Raw genomic sequence first — 16,556 nt, 5'->3', positions numbered from 1 at the left:
TTTAACAACGTTTTACCAAGGAATGCAAAAGAATGCAAAGGAATAATGGAGCCGGTGGGAGTCGAACCCACGTCCAAACACCTGCCAACATATTTGTCTACAACCATAGGTTATGTATTAGTTTAACAGTCCCTCGACACATAACTCAAGCCTAGAAACTGCGAGTCTATCAATCTCTTATCAAGCCGCTAGACAAGACTTGATCGTATCTCGCTAATAATAAGACCTGTCATTGAACACGAGCAATCCAAATCGGGTCACGCCTGCTGGTTTTTAGGCAGCTAGAGCGTAAGAAGTGTTATTTTTTGCAGTTATATTTAACTGAGCGTTTACGTCGCCACACGAGTCGCAAAATATGCCTCATAATGCCTGTCGAATCCGTAACGACCCCAAAAGACAATAAAACCATTATACCTTATCTAACTCAAAAATGCAAAAAGGAAATCAACTAACTACACAAGATAGTCTTTCAAAGCTTTGGTCAAAACCTGATAACCAGTAACACTAAGGTGCAACCCATCAGTTGTATAATCTTTTTTGAGTTGACCTTCTTGGTCTATCAAACTATCAAAAACTGGCGCAAATTCTACCTGCATATAGGCAGAAGCAAGTTCTTTATAGGCTTGATTCCATTTCTGAATTTTTTCATTCGTGCGGATATAGACTGTCTGCTTGTACTCCTCTCCCTCATTGACTGGCAAAATAGAAAGCAATTTCATCTCTGTCAATGGATAATCGCGAGCAATAGTTTGAATAATAGCTTCAAGATTATTGAGAGCCTCATTCACAGGCACATCTTTTCCGATATCATTTGTCCCAATCAAAAGGACAATTTTATCTACTACTCCACCGTAAAGATGCGCATCTAGATTCTCTAGTAACAGCCCTGTCTGATACCCTCGAATGCCTCGATTGACAATCGTCTTCGAAGTCCCAAATAGTTCCTGCAGAGGATAATATTCGACAATGGAATCCCCAATAAAAAGAATGTCTGGTTCTACAACAGAAACCTGATTTAAGTGACGATACTTGGTTTGGATTTTTTCTTGTTCCTTTAGTAACCAATTTTCTAATAACTGTACTGCCACTTCATTCTCCTTTTTCTAACCAGTTTTCCAAGACTTGATAAACTCCGCCTTGGCTGTTGGCTGGCGCTAGAGCCGTCGCCACAGCTTTGGCCTTATCATCAGCATTTTCCATTGCATAGGCAATTCCAGCCATTTCAAGCATTTCAACATCATTTTCACTGTCACCAAAAGCCATGATTTGTTGGGGGTTCAAGTCCCAACGCTTGAGTAATTCTTCCAAGCCCCATGCTTTATGAATCCCAGCTTGAAGGATATCAATGCAACCATAGCCACTCGATACAGCACGAACACGGCCATCAAAGAGTTCATTGATTTCTTCCAAGACCGAACTCAAACGTTCCTCACCAACAACCATACTCATCTTGAGCACACCACCAAAGAGGTCAGAGGTTAATTCGTCCACAAATTGCATCCGTTGGTAGAATTTTTCAATCATTTCTGGAGTCATAAAACTTTCAAGATCTGTAAAAATCGTACCTTCTTTGACGAAACCACCCTTCATCCCCGTTACAACAAACTGGTCCTGACACGCTCGATCCTTGAAACGAGTCAAAGCCTTATCGACAATGGCATCATCCCAAGTCTGAGCCTGAATCAGTTCATTGTTTTCAAAAATACGAGCACCGTTTGCAACAACCAGAACCACTCGATCGACCAAGTGCTCCAGTAGTTGCCTCATGCGATGAATTTCATTGCCCGTCGCGATGACAAAACGAATACCCCTTTGATCCAACTGATCTAAAATCTTTTCCAAGCGTGGAAGATCAAGCTGGCCTCTAGCATCCAGCAAGGTCCCATCCATATCTGTCGCAATTATTTTAATCGTCATTTACTTCCCTCTGGATTCAAGCTAATCCCACTTCAATCCCACATGTTCGTTCATTTCTTTATAGGCTGTATCAATTCGTTCCTTAGTCGCTTCATCTAACTGGTCACGATGACTACCACCCTCGATAAAATCTTCTAAGATATAGGTTTGGTAAAGGAAGAGTGGATAACCTTCTGGAGAATAGGTTCCTTTTGGTGTACGATTTACCCAAGAAGGATGTGCTTTGGCAGTTTCTATTGTCGTCTTACCTGCTTTTTTCTTAATAGTCACATCCATGAGCACGCCACGCTCTGTCCACTTAGCATTCTCTTCATCTTGCATGGTTTCAATTCGTTGATTGGAAATGAAGTTCCCCATTGAATAGATAATGAGTTTCTTGTCTCCATCTTTTTCAACCGTTTCAGATGGTTCAACTACGTGAGGGTGCCCTCCAAAGATAATATCAGCTCCCCAATCGATCATCTTGTGATAAAGAGCCTTTTGTTCTTCAGTTGGTTCCAAGCGATACTCCACACCCATCTGAGGCATGATAATGGTGATATCTGCTTCCTTCTCTGCTCGTTCAATTTCAGCCTTCATCTTGTCTTCATTTAGGTCTGAAAGATAGCGGTTATAGTCTTCTTGAGAAATATTTTGCTCAATTCCATTAAAACCATAAGAATAGGCCAAAAGTGCAACCTTAATACCGTTCACTTCCTTGATAACCAGTGGAGCTTGATCACGGGACTCATGCGTATACACTCCAATAGGTGTCATTCCTGCCTTCTCAATAGCATCTGCTGTTGAGACCACACCTTCTATTTGTGAATCTAGGATATGGTTATGCGCCAAGTCTAGCACTTGATAACCGGCATCCTTGATGGCATCCATAACTTCGCCAGGTGCATTAAAAAGAGGATAACCAGCCAAATAGTGGTCCTTGTTTACCGTACCTTCAAAATCGCCTATAATCAGATCTGCTTGTTTGAGCCATGGTTTCACATAATCAAAATTTTCATGAAAATCATAGGTTCCATCTTCTTTTAAAGCAGAACGATAGATGGGAATATGATAGAGGAGGTCCCCGTTGGCCATAATTCTAGCAGTTTTTTCCTCTTCCTGATCTTTAGAATTTTGATTCGTCTTATTTGCTTCTTGAGAAATGGCATCCTTTTTTTGACTGGTTAAGGGGATTCCTTGGAAACTTTCAAACAACAAGACCAAGCCCATTGATAAAGCAACAGCTAGCAAGAGTATCGCCACAAATCCCTTATTACTCCACTTGCGGTAACTCCTAAAAAAGTTTACAAAACCCCTCATAAAACGAAAAACTGGTCCACGTTTATGTCTATCTTGTCTTCTTTGCATCTTCATTCTCCCCACTTTCTAATGCAAGCCTTTTCTTTTTATTATATCACAGATAAGTAATTCTTTCACAATTGAATCGAACCTAGTAGGCATTTTCTATAAAAGCTCGATGCCGTAATGCTTTCAATCCTTGTCATTTTGTGATATCATGTAGAGGTAATGAAAGGAGAGAAAATGTCTGCTATAGAACGTATTACAAAAGCTGCTCACTTAATTGATATGAACGATATTATCCGCGAAGGGAATCCTACTCTACGCGCGGTTGCTGAGGAAGTCACTTTCCCCTTGTCTGATCAGGAAATCATCCTTGGCGAAAAGATGATGCAATTCCTCAAACATTCCCAAGATCCTGTCATGGCTGAAAAAATGGGACTACGCGGTGGGGTTGGACTTGCTGCCCCTCAATTAGATATATCAAAACGTATTATCGCTGTTTTGGTGCCAAACATTGTCGAAGAAGGCGAAACTCCACAGGAAGCTTACGACTTGCAAGCTATTATGTACAATCCAAAAATCGTCTCTCACTCTGTTCAAGACGCTGCTCTTGGTGAAGGAGAAGGTTGCCTGTCTGTTGACCGCAACGTACCTGGCTATGTAGTTCGCCATGCCCGCGTTACGGTTGACTACTTTGACAAGGATGGAGAAAAACACCGTATCAAACTCAAAGGCTACAACTCCATCGTTGTTCAGCATGAAATTGACCACATCAACGGAATCATGTTTTACGATCGTATCAATGAAAAAGACCCATTTGAAGTTAAAGATGGTCTACTGATTCTTGAATAAATAAAATCCCGTTGCAAGACGGGGTTTTGTGTTATAATAGAGGCATGAAAACAAATGATATTGTCTATGGCGTCCACGCCGTTACCGAAGCCCTCCTTGCAAACACAGGGAACAAACTTTACCTCCAAGAAGATCTCCGAGGTAAGAATGTTGAGAAAGTCAAGGAACTGGCTACAGAAAAAAAAGTATCCATTTCTTGGACTTCAAAAAAATCCCTCTCTGAGATGACTGAAGGTGCTGTCCACCAAGGTTTCGTTCTACGAGTATCCGAATTTGCCTATAGCGAACTGGACCAAATCCTTGCCAAAACACGCCAAGAAGAAAATCCACTTCTATTGATTCTGGATGGGTTAACTGACCCTCATAATCTAGGTTCCATCTTGAGAACAGCTGATGCGACCAACGTTTCAGGTGTCATCATTCCCAAGCACCGTGCTGTCGGAGTTACTCCTGTCGTTGCCAAAACGGCCACAGGTGCTATTGAACACGTTCCAATTGCCCGCGTAACCAATCTGAGCCAAACTCTAGACAAACTCAAGGGTGAAGGCTTCTGGACCTTTGGAACAGATATGAACGGTACTCCTTGCCATAAGTGGAATACAAAAGGAAAAATCGCCCTCATCATCGGAAATGAAGGAAAAGGCATCTCTACCAACATCAAAAAACAGGTCGATGAAATGATTACTATTCCCATGAATGGACATGTTCAAAGCCTTAATGCCAGTGTTGCTGCAGCCATTCTCATGTACGAAGTTTTCCGAAATAGACTATAAAAAAAGTTTCCAGTCATCTGATTGGAAACTTTTTTATGATTAACTATGTTCTGTAATAAACTTGTAAGCTTCTTGACCAGCGATAGCTCCATCTCCAACTGCTGTTGTTACTTGGCGAAGGTCTTTCAAGCGAACATCTCCAACGGCAAAGATACCATCAACTGCAGTTTTCATGTGGTTATCTGTCACAATCCAGCCAGCCTGATCTTGGATATTCAATTCTTTAACAAAATCGCTAAGAGGGTCCAATCCAACATAGATAAAGACGCCACCGAAGGCTTGTTCTGTCACTTGACCTGTTTTCACATTTTCAAATACGACAGATTCTACTCGGTTTTCACCCTTGATTTCCTTGACTACAGAATCCCAGATAAAGCTGATTTTCTCATTCGCAAAGGCGCGGTCTTGTAAAACCTTTTGAGCACGAAGTTGGTCACGACGGTGAACAATGGTAACAGTCTTAGCAAAACGAGTCAAGAAGAGGGCTTCTTCAACAGCTGAATCTCCACCACCAACTACCAACAAATTTTGGTCACGGAAGAAAGCACCATCACACACGGCACAGTAAGAAACACCACGACTGTTCAGTTCTTCTTCTCCAGGCACTCCCAAAGGACGGTGTTTAGAGCCAGTTGCTACGATAACTGTACGTGTTTCATATGTTTGATCATCAGTAATCACTTTCTTAAAATTACCATGGTCTTCTACATTTTCAACATAACCATAAATGTGCTCAACACCAAGATTTTCAAGCGGTTCAAACATTTTTTCTGCCAATTCTGGCCCACTAATATTAGCGTATCCAGGGTAATTTTCAATATCAGATGTATTATTCATCTGACCACCTGGCAGACCACCTTCAATCAAGGCTACTTTTAGATTGCTTCGAGCAGCATACAAGGCTGCAGTCATACCTGCAGGTCCAGCACCGATAATAATAGTATCGTACATATAGATTCCTTCTTTCTTGTTGTAACTGTCTTTATTCTAACTCTTTCTTGTCAATCAAGCAAGGATTATGCCTTGAAAACAAGAATTAAACTCATAACCGCAAAGGATAATACTGGAACAACCAAGACCCCAATCATAATCATATCATAGAGATGGGCTTGGCGAGCCTTAGCTGTCTTATCAACTCCCGACATGGCTCTCAGTCCAATCCAAATCCCTAAAAAAATCAGGACGAGGATGGTGGTCAAGATCAAACTCTCGAAATATAAAGAAAATAGTTGCAGTAGCATGATTTCTCTCATTTCTATCTTTTTTAAAGAGTAAACTCAGCTAGTCCAACTAACTGAGTTTTCCTTTATCTATTATATCAAATATAAGTCCGTTTGTAACTAGCGAAGAATTCTTTTGTCCGCTCTTCTTTAGGATGGTGGATAATCTCATCCGGTGTTCCAGACTCGATGATTTTCCCCTTATCTAAGAAGAGAATCTTATCAGCCACTTGGGCTACAAAGGACATGTCATGACTAACCAAAATCATAGTTTGACCTGACTTAGCAGCATCTGCAATAGACTTTTCTACTTCACCAACCAATTCTGGGTCAAGTGCTGAAGTTGGTTCGTCTAAGAGTAAGACATCTGGTTTCATAGCGAGAGCACGCGCCAAGGCAACCCGTTGCTTCTGTCCACCTGATAAATGGCGAGGGTAATGGTTTTCACGGTCAGAAAGCCCAACCTTAGCCAACTCTTCCTTGGCAATCTTAGTCGCTTCTTGGTCAGACAATTTCTTGACAACAACCAAGCCTTCTTTCACATTATCAAGTGCTGTTCGGCGTTCAAACAAATTAAACTGTTGGAAAACCATAGACAGCTTACGGCGTAGGGCAAGGATTTCTTCTTGAGTGATTTTTGAAAAATCAACTGAGAAATCATCAATCTGAATAGAGCCACTGTCAGGTGTTTCAAGATAATTGAGACTGCGAAGGAAGGTTGATTTTCCAGCTCCTGAAGAACCAATCAAGGCTACAACTTCCCCTTTTTGAATATCCAAGTCCAGATGATCCAAGACAGTCTGTCCTGAAAAGGATTTGCTTAAATTCGAAATCTTAATCATTAACGAAGGTCTCCTTTCACATCTGTTTGCACTGTATCAGGTGCAGAAATAGCCATTTTTCTCTCGATGAAACGACCGAGGCTTTCAATTCCAATATTGACTACCCAATAAACAAGAGCAACGGAGATAAAGCGTTCAAAATAGCGGTAATCAGCCCCACCTAAAATCTGAGCTTGGGCAAAGACTTCCACAACACCCGCACTAAAGGCTAGGGAAGTTCCCTTGGTCAAGCCGATGAGGGAGTTAATTAAGGTTGGAGTAGCTACCACCGCTGCATTTGGAATAATCACTCGACGATAAACTTGCGCTCGGGTCATCCCCAGACTGCGTGCCGCCTCAATCTCACCAGGATTGACTGAGAGAATGGCTGCACGAATGGTTTCACTAGCATAAGCTGCCTCATTAAAGGCAAAGGCTACAATCGCAAAAACAGCCGCTGGAATCGCATTGATATTGAAACCAGTACCCCATTGCTGATTGAGAGCTTTCAAAGCCAAAGGGATTCCGTAGTAGGTCAACATGAGTTGCACCAAAATCGGTGTCCCTTTTAAGAAGCTAACAAAGAAGGCCTGCAAGGGATATAAAATCTTGACACGATTGATTTTCACAATGGCAAAAAGCAGCGCCAAAACCAAGCCAAAAAGGGCACCACCAATTGTCAACATAATCGTTGTTGGAAGTTGTTGGACAATTCTTGGAATTCCATCAAAGACCGAACGCAGGCTAAAAAGCTTGCCATCCGGAATCAATTGCATCAAGTTTTGATACCAATCTGATGCTAAAATCGTTGTAACATTCATAAAAACATCCTCTCCTGATAATGATTCATTCTACCATACTTCTGCCGTCAATGAAATTATTTGCTACGGTCAGATACAGACTTTGTCTACCTACTAGTTTATCATACTTTGAAACAGGGAGGTTATATATTTTATCTATCAAAGAGATAGATAAAAACTATTTCAATCCCAATTCTTCATAAGCTTTTCGATAACCAATTTGCTTAACAGTTCCATTTTCTACTAAAATTGGCCGTTTTAACAACATACCGTCACTTGCTAGCAACTCAGCCGCTTCTTGGTTTGACAGGCTTCCTACCTTATCTTTCAGCCCCAATTCACGGTATTTGATTCCACTGGTGTTGAAAAATTGCTTTAGCTCGAACCCTGAGGTCTCTAGCCAATTTAAAATGACTTCTTGGCTGGGTGTTTCTTCTACGATGTGAACAGCTTTGTAGTCCACACCGAGTTGGTTTAATTCTTGTTTTGCTTTTTTACAAGTTGAACATTTTGGGTATTCGATAAATTCTAACATGTGTTTCACTTTCTATTGTTTCTATCTTTAAAATCTGCGCCTTCATGCTCCAAGAGCCAAGCTTTCTTTTCCACTCCTGCAGCATACCCTGTCAGACGCTTGCCTGCTCCTAGCACACGATGACAAGGTACTAGGATAGACCAAGGATTGCGCCCCACTGCTCCACCAATTGCTTGAGCAGAATCCACTTGTAGCTCTTGAGCTATTTGTCCATAGGTCACTGTCTGACCATAAGGAATTCCCTGTAAATAGGACCAAACTCTCTTTTCAAAATCTGTTCCGATTGGAGCTAAGGGCAAGTTGGATAAATCCTGAGACTTGCCTTTAAAGTAATCATCTAAGCAAGCAATAACTGGGGTTAAAATGGGATGACTAACAACTGCTTCTATCGTCTCATCTCCTAGTCCCCTCTCAAAATGCTTCTGCTCCTGCACCCAAATGCCATACAAATAATGGTCATCAGCTACGAGAGAAAAGGAGCCAATTGGCGAAGAGTAAAGCATTTTTGCGTACTTCTTTTGCATTATTTCTTCAATTTTTGATAGGCCAAGCGTTCGCCATCAACTGGAACCTTACCAACCTGTTTAAAACCTAGTTTTTCAAAGATATGCTGCATGGCCTTGTTTGCAACATGCGTATCTGAGCGAAAATCTAGATAATCAAAACCTTCAATCAAGCCCTCTAAGAAGGTTTGAGCAACTCCCTGTCCCTGGACATCTGCTGCCACAGCAATACGGTGAAAGACTAGGTACTCTGACTCTCCAGCTTGCCATTTCCCTTCATAAATGGCTTCATAGGCTGCCTCTGGACTTTTGGTCACAGCTGCATATGCTAGTAGTTCTCCCTCTTCCAAGGCTACGTAGGCTTGACCTGAGATAATATCTTCAATAATAATATCAGCATTTGGATAGCCATTTTGCCACTGGTCACTACCAGCATCTGCTAAACATTTTTTAGCATCCTCCATCACCTGCATAATAGCATCTACTTCATTTGGAAAAGCTAAACGAATTTCCATCTTTTCTCCTCATTTCTGACTAGTTTCTCCCATCATAGCATAATTTAAGTCTTTCTACAAGCAGTTAAAACTTGACTTTCTATTTTTGTTATTTTATAATCTAGTTATTAAAACTAGATAAAAAGGAGTTGGAAATGAAAACTACCTTTTCCTTCCCAAAATGGGCAGAAATTCCAAACATCGACCTCTATCTGGACCAAGTTTTGCTCTATGTCAATCAGGTCTGCGCCTCTATCTCTGCTGATAAAGACAAGGGCCTAACAGCATCTATGGTCAATAATTATGTGAAACATGGTTACCTGACAAAGCCTGACAAGAAAAAATACCAACGCCAACAGATTGCCCGTCTGATTGCTATCACAACCCTCAAATCTGTCTTTTCAATTCAAGAAATCGCTCAGACACTGAATACTCTCCAAAGTCAAGCCAGTTCAGACCAGCTCTACGACGCTTTTGTGAACTACATGAACAATGGGATTGATCCAGAAAATCCTATTATCCAAAGTAGCTGCCAAACTGTTAAACTCTATCATCAAACTCTAGCCTTAATCCATCATACTGAAGAGGAGGAAATCTAATGAATACTAGTCTTAAACTCAGTAAACAACTTAGTTTTGGAGAGGAGATTGCTAATAGCGTGACTCATGCCGTAGGTGCAGTCATCATGCTCATCTTACTGCCTATTTCATCCACCTATAGTTATGAAGCACACGGATTTTTATCCTCTATCGGCGTTTCCATTTTCGTCATCAGTCTGTTTCTCATGTTCCTCTCATCCACCATTTACCACTCTATGGCCTATGGTTCGACCCACAAATATGTCTTGCGAATCATCGACCATTCTATGATTTATGTGGCTATCGCAGGCTCTTATACGCCCGTCGTCTTAACCTTAATGAATAACTGGTTTGGCTATCTGATTATTGCCATTCAGTGGGGAACGACTATCTTTGGCATTCTCTATAAAATATTTGCTAAAAAGGTCAATGAGAAATTCAGCCTTGCTCTTTACCTGATTATGGGCTGGTTGGTTCTGGCTATCATTCCTGCCATTATCAGTCAAACAACACCAATCTTTTGGAGCCTCATGGTAACTGGTGGACTCTCTTATACAGTTGGAGCTGGATTTTATGCCAAGAAAAAACCTTATTTCCACATGATTTGGCATCTCTTTATCCTAGCCGCATCTGCCCTCCAATACATTGCCATTGTTTATTACATGTAAAAAAGAGCCTGGGGCAAAAAGTTTTTCATTTTAGGAATTCTTTATTATAAATTTTAAAAATCGATAGATTATACAAAAAAAGCGAACAAGACAGAATTCTGAGTGTCAGATAACTCGTTTTGTTCGCTTTTTATATTTAAGGTTAGACTTTTGTCCCAGACTCTTTAGTTTTAGTACTGCTTTGGTTTCAATGTCAATAAGTGTGTTCTTTTTGAATCAGTAACTATTCCAATTTATCTATCTCGAAATATATAGAATCCCTTTGTAATACTATAAAAAATAACTAACAAAGAAATAACTATAAGACTCGGTTGCCAGAAACCTGATATATCTACTAAACTACGGCCTAAAAATTGGCCAATAAAGCTAACTAAAATTAAAATAATTAAATTGAAAATTACTGACACTAATAAAATTAACACCGAATGTATTATTGCCTCGCCTATACGTATTTTAAAAAGTTGTAATCTTGACACTCCCAGTGTCTTTAACTGTTTAATGTCCTCAATATCTTTATTAGAAGATAAAATTGTAAGAGAAATAGAACTAGTAATAATCAGAATAATTGGAGCAGACATATAAGCAATAAAGGAAGCTCTTGCTTCGTTTACTCCGTTTGCTGTATTCATGAATGAATACATATTTTGGGTGTAAAGAATAAACCCAGAAATGAGAGTTACTCCCATGCTCATTGAAGTTTGTATACTTTTCAAATAGCTAGGATTGGATAGTAGATTCCAAAAGCCTGTATTAATTACATAATTTTCAGTTGGAAGTATCCTCATTAAAAATTTTATCAGAAACATTTGAATTGATGGAGATAGTGATTGAATAATAAGGATGTGAATAATTAATAAAAATAATATTATGCTTGACTGTTTTTCAATTATTTCTTTGTTTCTGATAAAACCTGCTGAAACAATAGAACCTATACATAGTAACCATAGGAATAAACGAACAGAGATGTTAACAAATCCAGTTACTGTAACTTTTCTTTTTTTCTTTTTTGGTTTTATTATTGATGATATTTTAAGTATTCTACTTGAATAAAAGTAAGCTCCTATACCGACAATTGTTGGGACTATAAAAACACTCAATAAAATTGATTGAATGTTGGCTGTAATAACTAAATCAGGTAACTCATCTCTTCCTAATAAATTTTGTAAAAATTTGTAATAACTATCTGCTATGATAAATGAAAGTATTGTACCAATACTACTAACAATCACTGCCATTAAATAGAACTGTCCAGATACTAATAAAGATAGCTGAGTTCTGCTTGCGCCTAAGATAGCCCATAATTGGTAATCCTTTTTAAAGATATCTATTAGCAGTCTTATATTATTTGAAATAAGGAAAAATAGAGTAGTCCCGCCAAAAATTATTAGCATTTGAAAAAGTTGTGAAGCGTTAATGTTAGCAGTCTTGATTGAACTAGCAATACCAAATAAAGATGTTCCAACAATCAGGCTAGATACAAATAGTAATGGTATTGTTCCTAACCATTGTCTTTTTGAGTACTGAAATTGGTAAATGATTAATTTTAGCATAATAAATCCTCCTCAAATTAATCTTTACTACTTTCAAGTGCTTGGTAGAGCTCATCAGCTGAAGGTTTAATAATTTGTCGAGATATCTTTCCGTCTTTTAAAATGAGTGCTCTGTCAGTTTTTGAAGCCAACTCAATATCATGAGTGACCATAAGAACACATTTTCCTTGACTCGCTAAATTACGAAGTGTTTCAAATATAAGTTTTCTTGAGACGCTGTCCAGAGCTCCTGTTGGCTCATCAGCAAAAATAATTTTACTATCAGCTATTATTGCACGAGTAATAGCCACTTTTTGCTGTTCTCCACCTGATAAGGTAGCAACTAATGATGATAGTTCTGCTTTAAAATTCAAACTATCCAACATTTTTTTTACTTTATTGCTATCAACACTCTTTCCTGAGAGTCTCAGAGGAAGTGTAACATTTTCTAGTACAGGTAGAGCAGGTACCAGATTATAGTTTTGAAAAATTATTGCAATATCTTGTCTTCTAAATTTAGCAAGCTTTCCTTCTTTTAAGGTATATGGATTTACACCATTGATAACAACTTCGCCACTTGTTGGTTCAGATAAACTTGATAAGCAACTTAGCAAAGTAGACTTTCCAGAACCACTGACACCAAGTATTGATACAAATTCTCCATAATTGACAGATAAAGAAACATCTTTCAAAATAGAGACAGTTTTGTCTTGCCCTAACAAAAATTCTTTTGAAAGGTTTGAGACTTTAACAGCTACATTATTAACCATAATAAATCCTCCTGATTCCAGTGTCATCTTTGATTTAATTATACAATATTGGAATTCTATTAATATCAAGTAAGTAACTTATGAAACGTATTTTTAATGGATAAAATTTCTATTTCCTCTGGATCTCGAATAAAGGTCTTTAGCGAACTAAGAATTTTTTCTATTACCATAATAGTATCATAAATGAGACTTGATTGAAAGCGTAAACATAGCTTTGTTAAGTGATACAACTATTCTATACAAAATTTAAACATAAAACTTAGGTATACTTAATAAATGAGAATTTAAGTTAGCTATAACAAAGATAGTAGCATATGAAAACTCTAAGCAGGCAGAGCCTGCTTAGAGTTTTACAATCGAATTTCCCAAAGAGGAAGCAAGATGAAAGCCGTCATTGCTTGTGCTCATAAGATTCTCAGAATCGTTTACAAACTACTCTCCACCAAGCAGACTTATCAAAAAGAAAAGGCGCTAGGACTGAGGAAACAGTTCTAACGCAAAAACTAAAAAAATTTCAATTACAGTATAGCACAGGAAGTGATTTTTTGCGCTTTTTTACTATCTTTTTTCTTTACACATATTTATAAAGTACTGGTGCAAGCGCACATCATCAGTCAATTCTGGATGAAAAGAAGTTACCAACATATTTTTTTCTTGGGCTGCAACGATTTGATTATCAACTGTTGCTAGAATTTCTACACCTTCTCCAACACTACTGATAATCGGACCACGGATAAAAGTCATCGGAATCTGACCAACTCCTTTACATTCTGCTTCCGTGTAGAAACTTCCTAATTGGCGCCCATAGGCATTGCGCTCGACCACCATATCCATAGTTCCTAGATGACTCTCTTCCTGAGAAGTAATTTCCTTAGCCAGCAAAATCAAACCTGCACAGGTTCCAAAGGCTGGTAAACCAGATAGAATGGCTTCTCGAAAGGGAAGCAGCATGTTTTGGTCTCGTAAGAGCTTGCCCATGGTTGTAGACTCCCCACCAGGTAATATCAAACCCGACAAATCACTCTGATGTTTCTGAAAATCTTCTAAATTTCTGATTTCAACACTCTCGACACCTAATCGATCTAGCACTTTTGCATGTTCTGCAAAGGCCCCTTGCAAGGCCAATATTCCGATTTTCATCTATTTTCCTCGCTCTGCCATGAGAATTTGAATTTCATTTTCATTAATACCAACCATGGCTTCGCCTAGATCTTCAGAGATTTGAGCTAGGATTTGAGGATTACGGAAGTTAGTTACCGCTTTGACAATGGCACTCGCTCGTTTAACAGGATCTCCTGACTTGAAAATACCTGAACCGACAAAGACACCCTCTGCCCCTAATTGCATCATCAACGCAGCATCTGCTGGCGTTGCAACGCCTCCAGCCGCAAAGTTTACAACTGGCAATTTTCCATGTTCATGGACGTATTGAACCAATTCTACAGGTACCTGCAAGTCCTTAGCAGCAACATAAAGTTCGTCCTCTCGTAAGTTTTGAATACGGCGAATTTCCTGATTCATCATACGCATATGACGAACAGCTTGGACGATATCCCCCGTACCCGGTTCTCCTTTGGTACGAATCATAGAAGCACCTTCAGCGATACGACGCAAGGCTTCCCCCAAATCCTTAGCCCCACAGACAAAAGGAACTTGGAATTCTTTTTTGTCCACATGGAAACGGTCGTCTGCTGGAGATAAAACTTCACTCTCATCGATATAGTCAATCTCAATAGCCTCTAAAATCTGAGCTTCAACAAAATGCCCGATTCTGACCTTGGCCATTACTGGAATACTAACCGCTTCTTGGATTTCCTTAATCATCTTTGGATCACTCATACGGGAAACACCACCAGCTGCACGGATATCAGCTGGAATCCGCTCCAAGGCCATAACAGCAGCCGCACCAGCAGCTTCTGCAATGCGGGCCTGTTCAGGATTCTGAACGTCCATGATAACCCCACCTTTGAGCATCTGTGCCAAGTTTTTATTTAGTTCATAACGATTTTCAGTCATTTATTTTATCCTCATTATTTATATTGGTAGCTACCATTTCATTTTAAGTTAGATTAAAATGAAGTACAAGATAAAAAAAACGTAATTGTGTGGGTACAGATTGGCTAAAAAAACTATCTGACCTTAGCTTAAGGCCAGATAGTTCATCAAATTTTATTTTTCAGCTGTAAGGGCAGCCATTGTGATGTAGTTATATGGTTTGTTGAAGTGTGGCAAGAAGAATAGGTCTGTCAATGCCAATTTATCAATTGTCACATGTTCTTGGATAGCAAGTGAGAACATGTGGATTCCCATGCTGATTGCAGAATCGCGTGAAACCATTTGTGCACCAAGAATTTCACGGCTATCTTTGTCAAAGACAATCTTGATGGCTACTTCATGGTTATCATGTTTCATGAATTCTGGTTTTTGAAGATCGTTAAAGCCTGTTTCAGTTGCATTGTAACCAGCAGCTTTAGCTTTTTCAAGAGTCAAACCAGTTGAAACCATGTGAAGACCGTAGATTGAGATACCGTTTGATCCTTGAACACCGATTCCTTCCAATTCATGTCCACATGCGTTATATGCACCAACGATACCAGTACGAACAGCGTTTGAAGCAAGCGCAATGTAGCTAGTGTCTTTACGAGCGTTGTCATAAACAGTCGCACAGTCACCTACTGCGTAAACGCCTGGGATAGATGTTTCTTGTTTTTTGTCTACAAGGAAGGCACCGTTACGGAAGAGTTCAATTTTTCCATCAGCAAGGGCTGTGTTTGGACGGAAACCAACTGCAAGGATAACCATATCCACATCAAAAGTTTCTTTATCAGTAATCAAGCGTTCAACTTTACCGTCACCCTCGATTGCTTTAACAGTTTGACCAAGCGCCAAGCGGATGTTGTGGTCTTCCAAGTTCTTCGCCATCATTTGTGTGAAGTCTTTGTCATAGTAACCGTTCAAAACAGTATCAACGATATCAACAAGGACAACTTCTTTTCCAAGACGTTCAAAGGCTTCAGCAAGTTCAACACCGATATAACCACCACCAACAACGGCGATTCGGTCAAGGTGTTGACTCTTATCAGACAATTTGTGAATCACTTCTTCAGCGTTTTGGTACAATTTCACAAATTGTACGTTTTCAAGAGTTGCTTTAAATTCACGGTTTCCTTTAACAATTTCAACACCTTCGATTGGTGGCAAGATTGGTGTAGAACCTGTAGCGAAAATCAATTTTTCATATGATTCTTTGTGCTCTTTTCCTTCAACTTCCGCTGTAACTACTTTGTTATCATAGTCTATTGAAAGAACTGGTGAATTCATGTATACCTTAGCACCTTTAGCTTCCAATTTTTCTTTATCAGAATAGAACAAGCCTTCAGCACCGTCAATTTGTTCACCAATCCAGAGGGCCATTCCACATCCTAAGAAAGAGATGTTAGAGTTTTGGTCAAAAACAACGATTTCGTTCTCGTTTCCAAAATTATCCAACATAGTATTAATACATGCTGTACCAGCGTGGTTAGCACCAACTACAACGATTTTACTCATAGAAAAATTCCTACCTTCAATTTTAAATTTACTCTTCTAGTATAACATTTACTGTTAGCGTTTACAAGAGTTTAGCTAATTTTCCCGATTTTTTTGTAAAAAAATGTAAATAATCTGTATTTTATCAGCCTTTCTTACAATTGCTCTTTATTTTCTGAGCATATTTCTTGACAAGTTTACAAATTTTATTTGTGAAAACGCTGACTTTATGGTATGCTAGTATCATGGAAAGAAAATGTAAGGGGTTAAATTTACTATATTTCATC

19 protein-coding genes and 1 other RNA gene are annotated in these 16,556 nt (G+C 39.1%); 4 read left to right on the top strand and 16 right to left on the bottom strand.

Annotated features, from left to right (window positions below; translation table 11 throughout):
* Positions 1-43 precede the first annotated feature (43 nt).
* The 4 genes from ssrA to ADJ60_RS11160 form a co-directional block, all read right to left on the bottom strand.
* Positions 44-391: a transfer-messenger RNA gene (gene ssrA / locus ADJ60_RS10820) on the bottom strand.
* Between the two features lie 61 nt (positions 392-452).
* The gene (locus ADJ60_RS07595) at positions 453-1,088 is read right to left on the bottom strand and encodes an SGNH/GDSL hydrolase family protein (RefSeq protein ID WP_049544438.1); all 636 of its coding nucleotides are present in this window, start codon (positions 1,086-1,088) and stop codon (positions 453-455) included.
* 1 nt (position 1,089) lies between these two features.
* Entirely contained in the window at positions 1,090-1,917 is an 828-nt protein-coding gene (locus tag ADJ60_RS07590) for an HAD family hydrolase (protein WP_049544436.1), read from the bottom strand.
* 21 nt (positions 1,918-1,938) lie between these two features.
* Positions 1,939-3,264 carry a CapA family protein gene (locus ADJ60_RS11160; protein WP_080983362.1) on the bottom strand — a complete coding sequence of 442 codons (1,326 nt, stop codon included), beginning with the start codon at positions 3,262-3,264 and terminating at the stop codon, positions 1,939-1,941.
* A 174-nt stretch (positions 3,265-3,438) separates the two neighbouring features.
* On the opposite strand from ADJ60_RS11160, the gene def reads away from it, so the two are divergent.
* Entirely contained in the window at positions 3,439-4,050 is a 612-nt protein-coding gene (def, locus tag ADJ60_RS07575) for a peptide deformylase (RefSeq protein WP_045611905.1), read from the top strand.
* Between the two features lie 44 nt (positions 4,051-4,094).
* Complete coding sequence (gene rlmB / locus ADJ60_RS07570; RefSeq protein ID WP_000855747.1) at positions 4,095-4,823, top strand: 23S rRNA (guanosine(2251)-2'-O)-methyltransferase RlmB; 729 nt, start codon at positions 4,095-4,097, stop codon at positions 4,821-4,823.
* 39 nt (positions 4,824-4,862) lie between these two features.
* Here the strand turns inward: rlmB and trxB are convergent, their stop codons facing one another.
* The 7 genes from trxB to ADJ60_RS07535 form a co-directional block, all read right to left on the bottom strand.
* Positions 4,863-5,774, bottom strand: a complete 912-nt coding sequence (trxB, locus tag ADJ60_RS07565) for a thioredoxin-disulfide reductase (protein WP_038806262.1) — start codon at positions 5,772-5,774, stop codon at positions 4,863-4,865.
* 65 nt (positions 5,775-5,839) lie between these two features.
* Positions 5,840-6,064 carry a DUF4059 family protein gene (locus tag ADJ60_RS07560; protein WP_000926599.1) on the bottom strand — a complete coding sequence of 75 codons (225 nt, stop codon included), beginning with the start codon at positions 6,062-6,064 and terminating at the stop codon, positions 5,840-5,842.
* Between the two features lie 77 nt (positions 6,065-6,141).
* Positions 6,142-6,885: an amino acid ABC transporter ATP-binding protein gene (locus tag ADJ60_RS07555; protein ID WP_000590965.1), complete on the bottom strand. Its 744-nt coding sequence runs from the start codon at positions 6,883-6,885 to the stop codon at positions 6,142-6,144.
* Positions 6,885-7,685 carry an amino acid ABC transporter permease gene (locus tag ADJ60_RS07550; RefSeq protein ID WP_001103447.1) on the bottom strand — a complete coding sequence of 267 codons (801 nt, stop codon included), beginning with the start codon at positions 7,683-7,685 and terminating at the stop codon, positions 6,885-6,887. The genes ADJ60_RS07555 and ADJ60_RS07550 overlap by 1 nt, the downstream gene beginning before the upstream one ends.
* Positions 7,686-7,842: 157 nt before the next feature.
* Positions 7,843-8,199: an arsenate reductase family protein gene (locus ADJ60_RS07545; protein WP_000889091.1), complete on the bottom strand. Its 357-nt coding sequence runs from the start codon at positions 8,197-8,199 to the stop codon at positions 7,843-7,845.
* Between the two features lie 5 nt (positions 8,200-8,204).
* Positions 8,205-8,723 carry a methylated-DNA--[protein]-cysteine S-methyltransferase gene (locus ADJ60_RS07540; protein WP_049544433.1) on the bottom strand — a complete coding sequence of 173 codons (519 nt, stop codon included), beginning with the start codon at positions 8,721-8,723 and terminating at the stop codon, positions 8,205-8,207.
* Positions 8,723-9,217, bottom strand: coding sequence for a GNAT family N-acetyltransferase (locus tag ADJ60_RS07535; protein ID WP_033677458.1), 495 nt, complete (start codon positions 9,215-9,217; stop codon positions 8,723-8,725). Before ADJ60_RS07535 ends, ADJ60_RS07540 begins: the two co-directional genes overlap by 1 nt.
* Before the next feature lie 134 nt (positions 9,218-9,351).
* Between ADJ60_RS07535 and ADJ60_RS07530 the strand changes: the two genes are divergently transcribed.
* Together ADJ60_RS07530 and trhA are read left to right on the top strand one after the other, a co-directional pair.
* On the top strand, positions 9,352-9,795 hold the full coding sequence (locus tag ADJ60_RS07530; RefSeq protein ID WP_049544431.1) for a DUF1836 domain-containing protein: 444 nt from the start codon (positions 9,352-9,354) through the stop codon (positions 9,793-9,795).
* Positions 9,795-10,442 (top strand): PAQR family membrane homeostasis protein TrhA, encoded by a 648-nt coding sequence (trhA, locus tag ADJ60_RS07525; RefSeq protein WP_049509562.1) that lies wholly within the window; start codon positions 9,795-9,797, stop codon positions 10,440-10,442. Before ADJ60_RS07530 ends, trhA begins: the two co-directional genes overlap by 1 nt.
* A gap of 233 nt (positions 10,443-10,675) precedes the next feature.
* On the opposite strand, the gene ADJ60_RS07520 is transcribed toward trhA, so the two are convergent.
* The 5 genes from ADJ60_RS07520 to nox all read right to left on the bottom strand — a co-directional run bounded on the left by ADJ60_RS07520 (position 10,676) and on the right by nox (position 16,290).
* The gene (locus tag ADJ60_RS07520) at positions 10,676-11,992 is read right to left on the bottom strand and encodes a hypothetical protein (RefSeq protein WP_049544428.1); all 1,317 of its coding nucleotides are present in this window, start codon (positions 11,990-11,992) and stop codon (positions 10,676-10,678) included.
* Between the two features lie 17 nt (positions 11,993-12,009).
* Positions 12,010-12,741 (bottom strand): ABC transporter ATP-binding protein, encoded by a 732-nt coding sequence (locus ADJ60_RS07515; RefSeq protein WP_049544425.1) that lies wholly within the window; start codon positions 12,739-12,741, stop codon positions 12,010-12,012.
* 558 nt (positions 12,742-13,299) lie between these two features.
* The gene (pdxT, locus tag ADJ60_RS07505) at positions 13,300-13,881 is read right to left on the bottom strand and encodes a pyridoxal 5'-phosphate synthase glutaminase subunit PdxT (RefSeq protein WP_049544423.1); all 582 of its coding nucleotides are present in this window, start codon (positions 13,879-13,881) and stop codon (positions 13,300-13,302) included.
* Positions 13,882-14,757 carry a pyridoxal 5'-phosphate synthase lyase subunit PdxS gene (gene pdxS / locus ADJ60_RS07500; protein ID WP_000138517.1) on the bottom strand — a complete coding sequence of 292 codons (876 nt, stop codon included), beginning with the start codon at positions 14,755-14,757 and terminating at the stop codon, positions 13,882-13,884.
* 153 nt (positions 14,758-14,910) lie between these two features.
* The gene (gene nox, locus ADJ60_RS07495; RefSeq protein ID WP_000036778.1) at positions 14,911-16,290 is read right to left on the bottom strand and encodes a H2O-forming NADH oxidase; all 1,380 of its coding nucleotides are present in this window, start codon (positions 16,288-16,290) and stop codon (positions 14,911-14,913) included.
* Between the last annotated feature and the right edge of the window lie 266 nt (positions 16,291-16,556).

This window comes from Streptococcus pseudopneumoniae, assembly GCF_001076775.1.
Lineage (GTDB): Bacteria > Bacillota > Bacilli > Lactobacillales > Streptococcaceae > Streptococcus > Streptococcus pseudopneumoniae_G.
Note: the sequence above shows the minus strand (reverse complement) of the source record. Positions and strands in the feature narration are given on the sequence as shown.